This is a genomic window from Gimesia aquarii, assembly GCF_007748195.1.
GTDB lineage: Bacteria > Planctomycetota > Planctomycetia > Planctomycetales > Planctomycetaceae > Gimesia > Gimesia aquarii.
Map to the genome: position 1 here is coordinate 5,202,691 of NZ_CP037920.1, position 13,643 is coordinate 5,216,333.

Here is a 13,643-nt window from a genome sequence, read left to right on the forward strand (position 1 = left end):
CTGATTATCATGTTTTAATAGATATACAAAATCATCGTTTATAAAAAAACTTTCGCAATCAATATCTTTTAAACTCTGCATATTATTAGGGAAAAATTGAGCTTAATATTGAATCTTCAGCTTGATCCAATCATATCTACACCCAATAACGGCAAAATGTTGGTCTATACACCCTGATTTCAGCAATGATTTCGAGAAAATCATAAACTGAGCCAACGTGAAGAATGAGTTTTTCGCAGGCGGGAACCTAGTAATAATCGCTGTAAAGCGCACACTAAACGCTTTAGCTGTAAGACCATAAAATCGCACATGAATACCACAGATTCAAGAAGGCAAGAGATCAGAATTTTCGCTCATTTACCAGAAACGCGTAAACGTACTGTTTTCAAATCAAAGAGCGCGTTCCGAATTTTTCCATCACTGCGAACTGCCAGTTGCGTCTTCCCCTGATTCAATTCGATGGAACCAATCTTTTGAGATTGATAGATATCCCAACTTCCCGTACTGGGAACTTTCCAGGAGATGCGTTGGCCATTGACTTCCAAAAAAGCACGATTGCCGGCTACGCCCTGCGGACAGGCATATTCCAGATAAACATCAAATTTACCCGATTTAGGAACATTCAATGTCCATAAAGCGCGATCATTTTCACTTTGCCAATACCCCAGATTTTGGTACTTCTTCTCAAACTGAATGGTCTCACCAAAAATTTCCGCATTTTGAGGCACAAGAAAAAACTCACCCCGTAAAGCTTCTGCCTGAACCACTTCAGGTTGGTTACCAGCAAAAATTTTCCGCGGTTGTTTTGTCGCATTCAAATAGGCTATGACATCACTCATCTCCTGTAAGGAAATATCTTTTTCCAACCCCTCGGGCATCAGCGACTTGCCTGTACTCAGAAGTTCTTCAAGCTCGTTGCGAAGTAAGGTAACTGGCTTGCCATCGTTTTGAATCAAAGTGATACTTTCACCACTTTCTGCAGCGAGCAGACCATTATAAGTTAAGCCATTCACAGTGACCGCAAGATAACTGACATACTTACTCTCAATTGCCCGATTCGGATCGAGTATGGCAACCAATAATGCTTGTTGCGATTTATCAGTCAAAGCAGACAGGTCAGGACCGATCGGTTTTCCTTCTTTATTCAATTGATGACAAACGGTACAACGTTTGACAAATAGTTTATGTCCGGCTTCGGTATTCCCTTTCAAATTAGAAATAGAAGAGTACTGCTGAATCACCTTTGATCGATCTGAGTTCAACGATGAGACCATCAATTTCATCGCCTTTTTTCGAATCTTAGTGTTGTTGTGATTGAGTAACAGTTGACTACTGGAAGTATCGACCTCAGAGGGATGAATCTTTTTGTGTTCAATACGGCTCAGAACAGATTCCACCCACGCCTCGCGACTCAGCAATGCACTCAGCACTTCTGAACGTAAACCGGGCCCAAAACTTTTCCAGCGTTCGAGTAAAATCTCTGGAGTTTTCTGGTTTCCAAATTGAGTGAGTGCCCTAACCGCTGCACTTTGAATTTGACGTGTATTTCGTGGTGATAACATTTCTGCCAGAATCTCAAAGTCTTGCTCCTGCTCATCAAACCCACGCCCCAACAGTTGCATAGCCAGGATTCGTTTTTTAGCAGCAGTCTTCTCAGAATCCGCTATTCGTCTAGCTTCATCAAACAGAGGTTTCAGATTTTCTAATGCTGACTGCAAGCGTTTGTTCGACTGCTTGTGATAGTTTGAAAGTGTCCGATTTCGACGCCCAAGCGCATTCAGCAAAGTCGCAACAGCCTGATGTTTCCATAGCTCGAATGACTTTCCTCTCGGCTTTTCCCCTACTGCTTCGCAAATTTGAGCTAAAGCAGCCTGTTGGTTCGCAGAGACAGCCATATTCACTAATGAATGAAATATCTGGTCCGGTGGTTGCGCGCCGTTTAATTCAACAAAGAACGCATCGACAAAAGCGTCCAGTTGTGTGCCTACAGAACTCAAAATTGCCATGCGGAAATATGGATCGGTATCCTTTCGCAATGACATGCGCGCCAGTGCCGCGCCGGACTGTGGGTCATTCCACTCACCAAGGGTGTATGCTAATTGCATTCTTACCTGAGGGTCCCGGTCATCAACCAGAGAGAGTAACTGAGTTCCTACTTCAGGTGCTTCCTTTACGATGGATTCACTAATACGAATCGCATGACGGCGAACACCAGGATGCCGGTCTTTTAAAGCAATTAACAATTCGCCTGTCGACACCTCATCTAAACCATCCAGCACACAAAGTGCATGTAGGCGAGCTGTGGCTGATTTACCGTTTTGAACCATCGTTTTTAAATCAGGAACGACCGTTTTTCTATTTTGTGTTATCAACAGTTGGTGTGCCATGTCGCGTTGCGTGCCATTGGGACTTTCCAGAACCTGGACTAGCTCTGTATCCGAAAGTTGATTCAAGAGAGGAATGGGGCGTAACGGCGTATTCTCGCGCACCACACGATAGATTCTGCCCTGCTCTTTACCGGCTCTTAAATCGAGTTTTTCCTGCATCGCTTTGGGGATCCATTCGGGATGCTCAATCACGTGCCGATACATGTCAGCCACCCATAAGGCCCCGTCAGGCCCTGTCCGTGCCATCGTAGGGCGGAACCAATTATCGGTGGATGCCATAAATTCGGATTCCTGCTCGTCCTGAGCGCGCCGACTGGTAAACGTTGTCCCACGAGGCGAGACCACTTCACGGTGCACCAGATTATGTACGGGCTCACAAATAAATGAGTTGCCCACAAATTCTGGTCCCAGTAATTGATCTCGATAGAAACAGAGTCCACAGGCGGAAGTGATGCGATTGACTTTGTTTAAATCGTTAAAGCGTTTTTGAGTTCGACTTATGGGAAAGATCGTCGCCGCGCCCGGCTTAACAGAAACTTGCACTTTTGCTCCGGGGGCAATAAGGTCTTTGTTTCTACGCAGATAATGATCGGTTAACGCATAATGAAAGGCAGGATTACTGTTATTACTGCCAAACCAGTTCCCCCAATCATCTCGTTCACGACCAAACTGAGTTTGGCCCGACTGAGGATCCATCTGCCCGGTCTCAGGCTTGATCCGTAGATCACGCTGACCGAGTTTCAATTTCTGTTTTGTTTTCACTGAGACAAGTTCTCCGCCGGAGTCTCCATTCGCCAGATAAACCCAGTTATCCAGTCCCCAGCGCAAGCCATTCACCCGATGCTGCTGATTCCCTTCTCTAAAGCCGGTAAATAACGATTCCCGTTGATCCGCCTTGCCGTCTCCATTTAAATCTTCCGCGTAGAATACTTCCGGCGCAGTGGTCACGATCACCCCTTTTTTCCAGGCCATCACTCCCGTAGGAAAACCCAAACCTTCCAGAAACAGAGTTGATTTCTCATAGGTTCCATCGCCGTTTAAGTCTTCCAGATAACGCACTCGCCCACCGAAAGTTCCTTTTTCATCGATGCCCAATGGATAGTCAGCCATCTCAGCCACCCAGAGTTTCCCGTCTGGTCCCCAGTCAAAGGCCACGGGATCTTTTAATAGTGGCTCTGCCGCCACAAGTTCGACTCGAAATCCGGGTTTGACTTTGATTGTTTTCAAAGCGGCATCGGGCGACTTCGGTTGAGGACCCGCCGCTTCCAGTAATTCATCGAATGACTTGCCATCGACCAGATTTTTCAATTTGTCGGTATCTTCGTTTTGAACCCATAAATGCCGCGAATGAAACCAGGCGCCATTATTCGTCCCGTTTCGCGAAATCATAGGCATGTCGTCGCCAGCCTTGCGTTGCTTTTGAAAGACTTTTTTCAGCCCCTTGTCTAAAGTAGAAAAGAGATGCAAAGAATATCGTTTCTCATTAGAGAAAAGGACGTCATCATAACCATCCTCATCCACGTCTACGAAACGCATGCCTGCATCTCGTCCCATTGCATCAACGAGGAATGCTTCTTGAGGAAGCGACCAGGACAATCGTCTCCAGCGAGAATCAGCTTGAGACCAATTATAAATGGCCTGCTGAGAGGGACTGGAAACAATCAACTCACATTGCCCATCATGATTAAAATCACGAAACCGAACTCCTTGATCCACACCCGCCTGATTTAGAATCAATAGACTTCCCTGCTCCGTGGGCAATCCTGCCAGTAATCTTTTGTCTTCCACCCATGCTTGATTATCAAATCGCCAGGCTGACGTTTCATCAGGTGTCAGAGTCATTAAAACAACTTGATCATTTAATACGCCAAACCGAGTGCGTGTTGCCTGATTCCCCTTCGAATCAGGTTGAGATACCAGCTGTGTCGGAAAACTCGATTCTGTCCATCCCTGTTGTTTCGGATTCCACATTCTCGTTTTTTGGACGTTTTCGTTTCCAATGACCACATCCATAAATCCATCATGGTTCAAATCGAGCAATCTCACCCCGTTATCGGCTCCCTTTTCAATTCTGAGAGGTTGCCCCGCTAGAAGATGTTGATTCATGCGTTTGAGAACATCTTGAAACGAGAGAAATTTGACAGCGGAGCCATGTTTTTCAACGGCATGATCAATCAGCTTGATGACCTGCTCATTGCTGATCCAACCATGGGGATGAAATACGAGATTAAACGTCCCCTGTTTCAAAACCGTGGCATCCATGACAGCGGTCCAATCCTGAACAGTCAGCGGGTTCATCGATTTTTGTCGATGCTGAGCTGACCAGTCACTGGGAGTTACACAGGAAAACTCCCAACACAGACGCGAGATCGGATACGGATAAGGGTAATCAAAAATCGTATTCACAAAACCGCGATCCGTGGGAACATACTTTTCGATTTTGCCCTGCCCATCAGGATCAATGACGAATTTTTTGGGTAATTCGGGATCATTGGCTGTGAAGACATGAAACACAGATGTATCGATTTGCAGATAGTTTCCTTTTGGCGACTGACGATTGAAGATCTCAGTGAAAAAACGAGGACTCACTGTATTTAAGGAATCGCAGCAAGGCATGCGATAGGCAACCGGTTGGCTGTTGGGAATCTGACTCAATAAATCCACACAGCGTTCAACGGTTCCCTTGGCTTTCTTGAAGTCGCGATCCTTTAATAAAGGACAGGGATGATCATAAGTGTGAACTTCAATACTCACCCCTTCTTTAATCCATTTTTGTAGATGCGGATCTTCAGGATCCACACGGCAGGTCATAATACTGACACCAGCGTGACCGTCGATGTCTTTCAGCCGCTCCAGAATCGGACGCAGATACGTTTCATACTTTTTGATATCCCGCATATCATCAATGGCTAAGACACAGACGGCTTTGACCTGCTTGTCTCCATACCACTGAGGCGTCGTGAGCTTGGGGAAACTTTTCGAAACGTAATAAGGGTCATCCTGGTCCAGATAAACCAGTCGATTTCCCGCATCAGTTTTCTGCTCGGCAGCAATTAATGAATTAACTGAGCTATCAAACAAAACCATCAGGAGACAACTCAGTAAAGTTAACTGCCAACGGTTAGCACAGAAATGGCCATTCGAAGATATCTTACGCTGTTTGAACCACGAAAATACCATCATGAAGTCTCCGCAAATGATGCTAAACAACATATTATCATCTTAGTCAACTCATAAATCTCCACTCGTATGAGCTTGATTTCAGTCTGTCAGAATGATCCACTCCTGTCAACAAAACACGACCTATATTGTATACAATAAAACTAAACACCAGAATTAAATGCCATTTCCAATCAGACACTTCACTCTCTGATCAAATTATTTTTAAACTTAAATCAAATAATATATACTATTTAAACTCATATTGCATATAAAAGATTTTAACTGGTTTGCTATCGCATAATTGTGTACAATCAACAAAATTTGAGTCACAATCAGCTTCAAGTTGTCCTCGAAATAAAAACGATCAAGAAGTAGTCTCATGAGCGAAACCGAAGTAAGCCAAAACCAGAGCGAACAGATTGTTGAACAACTGCGCCTGGAAATCATCACAGGGCAAATCGAAGAAGGAACCCCCTTGCGGGAAGTCAGTCTGGCCGAGCGGTTCCATGTCAGTCGTGCTCCGATTCGAGAAGCTTTAAAACAACTCTCACACGAGGGAATGGTGGAATCGAAACCCAACTGTGGGATGCGTGTGGCTCCCTCCTTGTCTGATTCCATGCAAGAGTTAATCATTCCGTTACGACAAACGGTCGAATCGTTTGCATTAAAATCGATTTTTGCAGATCTCAATGAAGCTGATTTCGAGGAATGGGAAACCATTCTGAACGAAATGAAAACCGCCTGTGAAATGGGTGACTATTCCCAAATTGCCGAACTGGACATCAAGTTCCATCAATCCATTGTGGCTAAATCACCCGAACAGGGATTGATGACGATCTGGATTACGTTAGTTTCACGCTTAAGACGCCACTTCCTCGAAGGCTTTCAGAAACCGGGCGACCCCATGAGAATCTATTATGAGCACGTGGCTATCGTTGCAATGTTTCGCTCAAGAAAACTGGACGCAGCCGTACAAGTACTGATTGCCAATATTGATTAATTCGAAACATACTTTGTCTCTTTCAATCAATAAAAAACTTCCGCAACCATATATTGATACATGATTGCGGAAGCCGAATCTCAGAAAAACAGATCCAATCTTTACAGAGCAGACATGCGTGTATAAGCATGATCTAAGGCGTGTCGCAATGTCCAAGCCTGTTGTGTTGGACAATGCATTTGCGAAGAGTTACTCAGAGCGTGTTTCATTCTGGTACGAATCTCTTCTGGCATTTGATCTACACCCTTCAATACTTCATGCATTGTTTTCTTGTATAATTTTGCAGAAGCATCGTGATGACCTGAGTTATACAACCTTGCGCCTTGTGCCACAGCATGCTTGATTTTCTCGCGTGCTTCAGTCGCACTGAATTTTTTCGCATCAGAAGGCATGATTACTGAGTCAATCACATGAATCACACCGTTGGAAGCGTCAATATCGGTTGCCAGCAGCTTTGCGTTATTCACTTTCGCAGTTCCATCTGCGACACCGATGTTGATATTGTTACCCTGAAGAGTTTTCGCTTTCTTCGCTGCCAAGGCATCTTCAGAATAAACACGACCCGGTACGACATGATATTTTAGGATATCTGCCAGCTTCTGTTTGTTTTCAGGTTTCAGAAGCGAAGCCACGGTACCTTCGGGAAGTTTCGCGAAGGCTTCATCAGTGGGAGCAAACACAGTCAAGGGACCCTTGCCCGACAAGGCCTCTGCCAGACCTGCAGCTTTTGCCGCAGCGATCAATGTTTTGAATTTGCCGGCTTCAGCGGCTGTGACCACAATATTCTTATCGGTAGGAAGGATCACACTGTCGATGACGTGAATGATCCCGTTGGTACAATTAATATCGACGGTTTCGACTGTTGCTCCATCAATTTTTACCTTGTCCCCCTTTGTCATAATATCAACGCGTTGTCCGTTGAGTGTCTTGGCTCCTTTTAACTTCACAACGTCTTTCGCTGCCACCTTTCCAGGAACGACATGATAAGTTAATACTGCAATCAATTTGTCTTTGTTTTCTGGCTTAAGCAGCATCTCTACCGTGCCTGCCGGCAACTTTTTAAAGGCAGCATCAGTTGGTGCGAAAACAGTGAACGGCCCTTCGCCCCTTAAGGCATTGACAAGATCTGCTGCCCCAAGTGCAGCGGCAAGTGTTTTAAACGAACCAGCGCCAACCGCAGTATCTACTATATCTTTCTTTTCAGCAGCTTGCGAAAAATTCGCTGTCAACAAAACAGCAATGACGGCTGCCCAGGCTGATGCCTGTTTTACGAGATGTTTCATCAATCTAACTCCTTAGGTGGTTGTGGATTATTTGCCCGGTAATTTTGAATTTATCTGCAACTGAAGTGGCCACTGTGCTTCCCTTCACACCCATACGATAGAATGGCGAGCACCTTTGACAACCAGCATTTTTAGAAAATTCACCGAAATGGGTGTCACATTGAAAAACGAAAAAAGATCAAACAAAAATTCGTTAAGTCAACGCTATTTCTATGACTCACTTTTCAGTTCTGCAGAGCTCGAACGTTTCCAATAAGAGGCAAGCACGGAACTGGAAATCGCGCTCCAGGGGCCAAATACTGCAGATCCCAAAGCGATCACTGGGCTCTTGAGAACATGGATCGCTAACCCCGTTGCCATTCCACCATTCTGGATTCCCACCTCTAAAGCCACAGTGCGGCAATCACGTTGGTTCAGCTTTAGACAACGGGCGACTCCATAACCAAGCACATATCCAGACGCGTTTTGGCAAGCCGCAGCACCCAAAAGTGCCAGTCCTACCGTTGCCAGTTCGTTTTTTGCCAGGGCAATTGTGATGGCAATAATCACACAGATAGCAAACATGGCGATCACGGGCAGAATTCCGATGATTTTTTCGACAATCTGATGGGCATAACGATTCGCCAATAAACCGAGCAACACCGGAACCAGAATCATCAAAAAGATTGAGCGCATCATGGGTAGAAACTCAATCGAGACATATTGATCTGCCCAAAATTTCATGACAAGTGGAGTCACAAATGGTGACAGCAACGTTGAACAGGCCGTCATGGTCACGGAAAGAGGAACATTGGCTCGCGCAATATAAGCAATGACGTTTGAAGAAACTCCACCCGGACTTGAACCGATCAAAATCAAACCAGCGGCCACTTCCGTTTCCAGTTGAAACATCGAGGCAAACCACCAGGCAAGAAAAGGCATGATCGAATACTGACAAACAATTCCAATGAGTACCGCACGTGGCATCTTCAAAACACGGCTAAAGTCAGCAAATGTCAGCGTAACACCCATTCCAAACATGATGACTTGCACGAGTGGCGAAATGGCCTCTCGAAGTTCCCATCCCTCCCAATTCCAGGTAAACAGCCACGGAAAGAGATAGCCACAGATTGCAAACACCAAGACCCAGAACGTGAAGGGAATTTTTGAAACGCTGCACCAAAATCGCGTCATGAATCGTCTTATCCTCAGTCACTACCAACATCGAATTCATCACTATTTTTCAAATTCTCCACGACGTTTCATATCGACTCTGCTTATGGCGATTCGGTGGAAGCATCAAATTGAAGCGATTCGACAGGCAGAATCGATAATCCACAGTCTTCCTTACCGATGGAATAAACGACATAGAGTTTTTTATCATGCTCGAAGGCATAGGGATAAGACCATTGTTTTCCTTTCGCCGCTCCGGGAAAGCGAGGGGGTTTGGATTTTCCATCTCGAATTCTCCACATACGACTCAACGTCGTTTCACCAGGTTTGCTGACAGAAATCACAAGCGTGTCACGATTCTTCAGGTTTGAAACCAGATATTGTTGCCCCGTACTCAACTTGCCAAGATACGCCTTGGCCCGAGGCATCGGTAAATTACTCTTTTGCGCCTTCGACCAGGTCCGGCCATAATCATCACTATGGGAAATCCAGGCCACGCCACCTCCCCCCCGAATGATCGCACGCACGATATTTCCTTCCGCCCAGACTGTCGTCTCGGCAAAGCTTGGTGCAAGCTCCGGTGGATAAGGAATCGCTACCGTATCCCATTTGGTAAGATCCTTTCCATGGCTAATTGCGACAACAGGTAAGCCATCTTTATCCTGACCACCGGTAATCAGGTTACCGTTTTTCATGCGCACGGGTTCGTCATACGGCCAGCAGTTGTTCATAACGATTCCCTGCGATTCCCAGCAGTCTGTCTCTTCATTCAAAACGAACGCTTCCGCCTGTAACCCGTTGAACTTCCTTGCCTTCTTTCCCACTCCAAAACGACTGCAGATCGTCCATAACTTCCCGTCATGCACAAAAAGAACACCATGGCTGTGACGATCAGGCCCCTCAAATCCCGGACCAATCACTTCGAGCTCGGACCAACTCTTACCTCCATCTCTAGAGCGTCTCCCTTGTAATGTTTCATGAGGACCATTCTCGTTAGTTGGACTATTAGCCCAATTGGCATAGAGCACACCTTTGTGCTCAATAATGGCAGCTCCGTGAAGAAATTTATATCCTTCTTTTTGTGCACGATGGATTGTTTGATGTGTTACACCCGGAATGAAAGGAATCTGTTTGACACCCTGAGCGATAGGTGGTCCAGTCCAGAGGGTAGTCGTTTTTTGCAACGGCTCGCCAGCTACGACGACAGTCAGTGAAATGAACAGCGAGATTAATACAACCAGATAACTTTTCATGAAAATATCCTTGAGCGCGTATTTGATTAGAAGTATATTTAATTACGGATTATATGAGCCCTGCATTTCGCAGAGCTTCACGAATCGGTCCCTTTTGCTCTTCAGAAGTTGCTGGCATCGGGGGACGCGGGACTCCACCAGCTCTTCCCTGCAGTTCCATACAATAACGAGTATTCGCGGGAAGATTGTCTGCGAAAATCGCGTTCCAGACAGACAGCAATTTTTCATGCAGTTCAAGCCCTTTTTTGTGATTACCAGCCTGGACTGCATCCCATAATTCAACGCACAATGTGGGAGCCGCAGTGAGAATCGCCGCAATTGATCCCACTGCCCCCAGTGCAAAAGAGGGGTAAAGTAACGCGTCCACTGCAGTCATGATCCGTGCCCGACTTCCCATCATGATTAAGAGATCTGCCAATAATTTCAGATCTCCCGCGCTTTGTTTCACTCCTATCACTCCGTCTACTTCAGTAATGATCCTGGTAAGAAGCCCTGGTGAAAGATAAGTCCAGGGCACCACGTTATAAATAATGATAGGAAGCTCGGTAGCGGCAGCAATTTCTGCAAAATGTCGCACCATCGCATCGTCGTCTGGTCGAAATACATAATGCACCGGAGTGACTTGTAGTGCCGCAACCCCCAAATCTCTGACTGCGCGGCCTCGTTCAATCACTTCGGCTGTACTATTCGCAATGATTCCTGTGATCACAGGAACGCGCTTTGCCGCTGTTTCTGTTACCACATCAGTAATCAATCGCGTTTCATCGATTGACAACGTATGCCCTTCTCCAGTGCTGCCACAAACAGCCAGCCCATGTATTTTTGCTGTCTCAATCAGATACCGTGCATCTGCGCGCAATGCCTCTTCATCAATCGAACCATTAGCGCCAAAGGGAGTGACCATCGGAGGGATAATTCCGACAAGTTGTTCGTACATTCAATCTCTTTCTTCAAGTAAAAAACCAACGTAATAAAATCATCAGCGACCAAAACAAAAGTCAGACACGAAACATTGTCTTATGCTCAAGGAACTCCCTTCAACCCGGCTTTATCAGACACTAAAAAATCATGCGTGGCGTTCTCTTTGGGTAAATCAACACTGAGAACAAACGGAGGAAAAAGTGAGTTATCGACATCCGGTGAACTCGGTCGCGTTCCATCTGTAGCAATAATCGTTACTAAATGCGGACCGCCAACATGCCCTTTATTCTTGCGTGTCTGAAATGTTCCTTCCCGAATGTCAGCGACTCCAGCTGGCCCCTGATTTCCCTGCTCTGTATCAGGTTGAAGTAAGATCCGACCAAAGGGAATTCGTTTTTCACCAAAAACAGCTTTGCCTTTGAGTTCATAACGGTTCGCCCCCTCAGAGTTTGAATGACAACTACTTTGAACCAATACAAAAATAGATGTCAACCACAAAACTCCTGACACCATTCGTTGGAAACGCTGTTTCATTGCAAGCCTCCCAGAGGAAGACCATCCTGGCGTTGCGCCAATTGTCGATACAGGGCCAGATCAATGTTTTCACCGACGAATTGAACAGAACCATCTGCCATCGTGAAGTGCGCTCCGCCTACATGCCAACTGCCAAAACAACGGGTATGCGTCCCAACAACAGCTCCGATACCTGCCGGATGATTTGTGTAGGGACCATCACTGGGAAAGTAATCAACAAGTGGTGTATTAATAGGGTCAACGGCAGCAGCGACAACATTCACATGGCTTGAGTTGCTCGCGTTCCGCGTGCTGGAGGCCCAGGTAAAATAAGTGCCGTAGGGAGAATTCTGCCCGACCGCAAACCACCAGCGGGATTCACCAACCAGGAATGTGTTTGAAGTTCCATCAATAACATCCCTCATTTTTATACTGGAATTCAGAAACAGGATGCCATTTTTAAAAAACAATCGCCGATTACTCGCAGAACCTCCTGTGCACGAAGCATTCGCTTCACTGCCTCCCCCTTGCACACCCCGATAGTTGGAATTTGGTTCTGCCGAAGCAGCATTAGGAGCGGACGGACATTGATATTTCGAATTCGGACGAATTTGCTGTGGTTCGTTCGTATTAGAAGTTTCATTCGCAATGCCTGCAAAAGTGCCTTCGAAATTAAAACTGTTGTAGCGGGGAACATCATCCAGGAAAGGAAGAATCATCACAGTCCAGGTGGCGCCACGTCTCGCTGAGCCTGGCAACGGACAAGCAGTACTGGTTACGATCGATCCCGAAGGGAATACTCTGTGAGTTTCATGATAATTGTGTAGAGCCAACCCGATTTGTTTCATGCGATTCTTGCAATCTGATCGACGGGCAGCCTCACGGGCCTGTTGCACCGCAGGCAGTAACAAGGCAATTAAAATCGCAATGATCGCAATCACTACCAAAAGTTCGATCAGCGTGAATCCATAGCGTTTCCTGATATTCATTGTTGAGCGCCTTTATAAATGGAATTGCAAAAGATAATCATTAAAACCATCACGGACTCTCTGTTTTTCATTCTATGAGCCGTATTGCATGGGTACAATGTTGTATTGACACAGTCTTGCGCGCGAATTCACATAGCCTAATTTAGAAATTCATTTTATGAACAAGACCCCCATGAAATCAGTGACTGATCTTCGAGCAAAGCTGGAAGGTTTTGCAGCAAGACATGCCGCTGATAAAGTAATGGGAGGCGTCGACCCACAACGACTTCTCAACTGTTTTCAGAAATTGCGACAAGCAGCTGAAAGTGGCAACTATCGCCGCTTTGCGCTGGAAGACCAGAAGCTGCATCAAACAATTGTTAATATGGCGGATGTACCCGGGTTGAAGCAGGCATGGAGTTCTGTTTTCAATGCACAAAATTCATTTCGTATCAAAACACTTCAACAATGCTGGCCCGACCTCTCGGTATTGTTTGAATCACACCGTCCCCTGGTGGATAACATCGCATCGGGAAAATCGGAGGAAGCAGAGGATGAAGCGCTGACCCATTTGGATGCTGTCTGGTTTCGGTTAGCTGACGCCACGGAAGATCAATCACTTCCACGCGACTCTCTGTCCAGAGCGTGTGCTTATCTTGCCTTTCATTTTCACAAACCGATCCGGTTACCTGAATTGTCTCATGAAATTGCAGGTTGCAGCCCTGGGCATCTGGCACGATTGTTCCGTGAAGAACTCGAATTGAGTTTCAGTGACTACCTGATCGAACTCCGTATGCAAAAAGGAGCGAGCCTGTTACAACATTCGAATCGATCGATTCGAGAAATTGGTGCGCGTGTAGGTTATGCCGACCCATCACGGTTCGCGACTCACTTTCGTCGTCGTTTTGGTCTTTCTCCCAGCGAGTTTCGATCCCGATTGGTCAAAGTTCCAAAGCGGCCAGGATGAAACCGGAATTTGTACTTTGATTGTATTCCTCAGATCA

General features: G+C 45.9%; 9 protein-coding genes. 2 read left to right on the forward strand and 7 right to left on the reverse strand.

Going from position 1 to position 13,643, the window contains the following annotated elements; genetic code table 11:
* Positions 1–353 precede the first annotated feature (353 nt).
* A complete protein-coding gene (locus V144x_RS19980; protein WP_197998542.1) occupies positions 354–5,570 on the reverse strand; it encodes a PVC-type heme-binding CxxCH protein in 5,217 nt (1,738 codons plus the stop codon).
* Between the two features lie 358 nt (positions 5,571–5,928).
* Between V144x_RS19980 and V144x_RS19985 the strand changes: the two genes are divergently transcribed.
* Positions 5,929–6,549: a GntR family transcriptional regulator gene (locus tag V144x_RS19985; protein WP_144987462.1), complete on the forward strand. Its 621-nt coding sequence runs from the start codon at positions 5,929–5,931 to the stop codon at positions 6,547–6,549.
* A 101-nt stretch (positions 6,550–6,650) separates the two neighbouring features.
* Here V144x_RS19985 and V144x_RS19990 read toward each other — a convergent pair whose 3' ends face one another.
* The 6 genes from V144x_RS19990 to V144x_RS20015 form a co-directional block, all read right to left on the reverse strand.
* Positions 6,651–7,832, reverse strand: coding sequence for a fasciclin domain-containing protein (locus tag V144x_RS19990; protein ID WP_144987464.1), 1,182 nt, complete (start codon positions 7,830–7,832; stop codon positions 6,651–6,653).
* Between the two features lie 210 nt (positions 7,833–8,042).
* On the reverse strand, positions 8,043–9,005 hold the full coding sequence (locus V144x_RS19995; RefSeq protein WP_144987466.1) for a bile acid:sodium symporter family protein: 963 nt from the start codon (positions 9,003–9,005) through the stop codon (positions 8,043–8,045).
* 83 nt (positions 9,006–9,088) lie between these two features.
* Positions 9,089–10,237, reverse strand: a complete 1,149-nt coding sequence (locus V144x_RS20000; RefSeq protein WP_144987468.1) for an exo-alpha-sialidase — start codon at positions 10,235–10,237, stop codon at positions 9,089–9,091.
* 49 nt (positions 10,238–10,286) lie between these two features.
* On the reverse strand, positions 10,287–11,174 hold the full coding sequence (locus tag V144x_RS20005) for a dihydrodipicolinate synthase family protein (protein ID WP_144987470.1): 888 nt from the start codon (positions 11,172–11,174) through the stop codon (positions 10,287–10,289).
* An 86-nt stretch (positions 11,175–11,260) separates the two neighbouring features.
* A complete protein-coding gene (locus V144x_RS20010; RefSeq protein WP_144987473.1) occupies positions 11,261–11,692 on the reverse strand; it encodes a hypothetical protein in 432 nt (143 codons plus the stop codon).
* Positions 11,689–12,660: a DUF1559 domain-containing protein gene (locus V144x_RS20015; protein ID WP_144987475.1), complete on the reverse strand. Its 972-nt coding sequence runs from the start codon at positions 12,658–12,660 to the stop codon at positions 11,689–11,691. Before V144x_RS20015 ends, V144x_RS20010 begins: the two co-directional genes overlap by 4 nt.
* Before the next feature lie 157 nt (positions 12,661–12,817).
* On the opposite strand from V144x_RS20015, the gene V144x_RS20020 reads away from it, so the two are divergent.
* Positions 12,818–13,606 (forward strand): helix-turn-helix transcriptional regulator, encoded by a 789-nt coding sequence (locus tag V144x_RS20020; RefSeq protein ID WP_144987477.1) that lies wholly within the window; start codon positions 12,818–12,820, stop codon positions 13,604–13,606.
* The last annotated feature ends 37 nt before the right edge of the window (positions 13,607–13,643 follow it).

Excerpts from the sequence above, each read along its gene's own strand:
- V144x_RS19980 (WP_197998542.1), bottom strand. The coding sequence starts at position 5,570 with ATGATGGTATTTTCGTGGTTCAAACAGCGTAAGATATCTTCGAATGGC.
- V144x_RS19985 (WP_144987462.1), top strand. The coding sequence starts at position 5,929 with ATGAGCGAAACCGAAGTAAGCCAAAACCAGAGCGAACAGATTGTTGAA.
- V144x_RS19990 (WP_144987464.1), bottom strand. The coding sequence starts at position 7,832 with ATGAAACATCTCGTAAAACAGGCATCAGCCTGGGCAGCCGTCATTGCT.
- V144x_RS19995 (WP_144987466.1), bottom strand. The coding sequence starts at position 9,005 with ATGACGCGATTTTGGTGCAGCGTTTCAAAAATTCCCTTCACGTTCTGG.
- V144x_RS20000 (WP_144987468.1), bottom strand. The coding sequence starts at position 10,237 with ATGAAAAGTTATCTGGTTGTATTAATCTCGCTGTTCATTTCACTGACT.
- V144x_RS20005 (WP_144987470.1), bottom strand. The coding sequence starts at position 11,174 with ATGTACGAACAACTTGTCGGAATTATCCCTCCGATGGTCACTCCCTTT.
- V144x_RS20010 (WP_144987473.1), bottom strand. The coding sequence starts at position 11,692 with ATGAAACAGCGTTTCCAACGAATGGTGTCAGGAGTTTTGTGGTTGACA.
- V144x_RS20015 (WP_144987475.1), bottom strand. The coding sequence starts at position 12,660 with ATGAATATCAGGAAACGCTATGGATTCACGCTGATCGAACTTTTGGTA.
- V144x_RS20020 (WP_144987477.1), top strand. The coding sequence starts at position 12,818 with ATGAACAAGACCCCCATGAAATCAGTGACTGATCTTCGAGCAAAGCTG.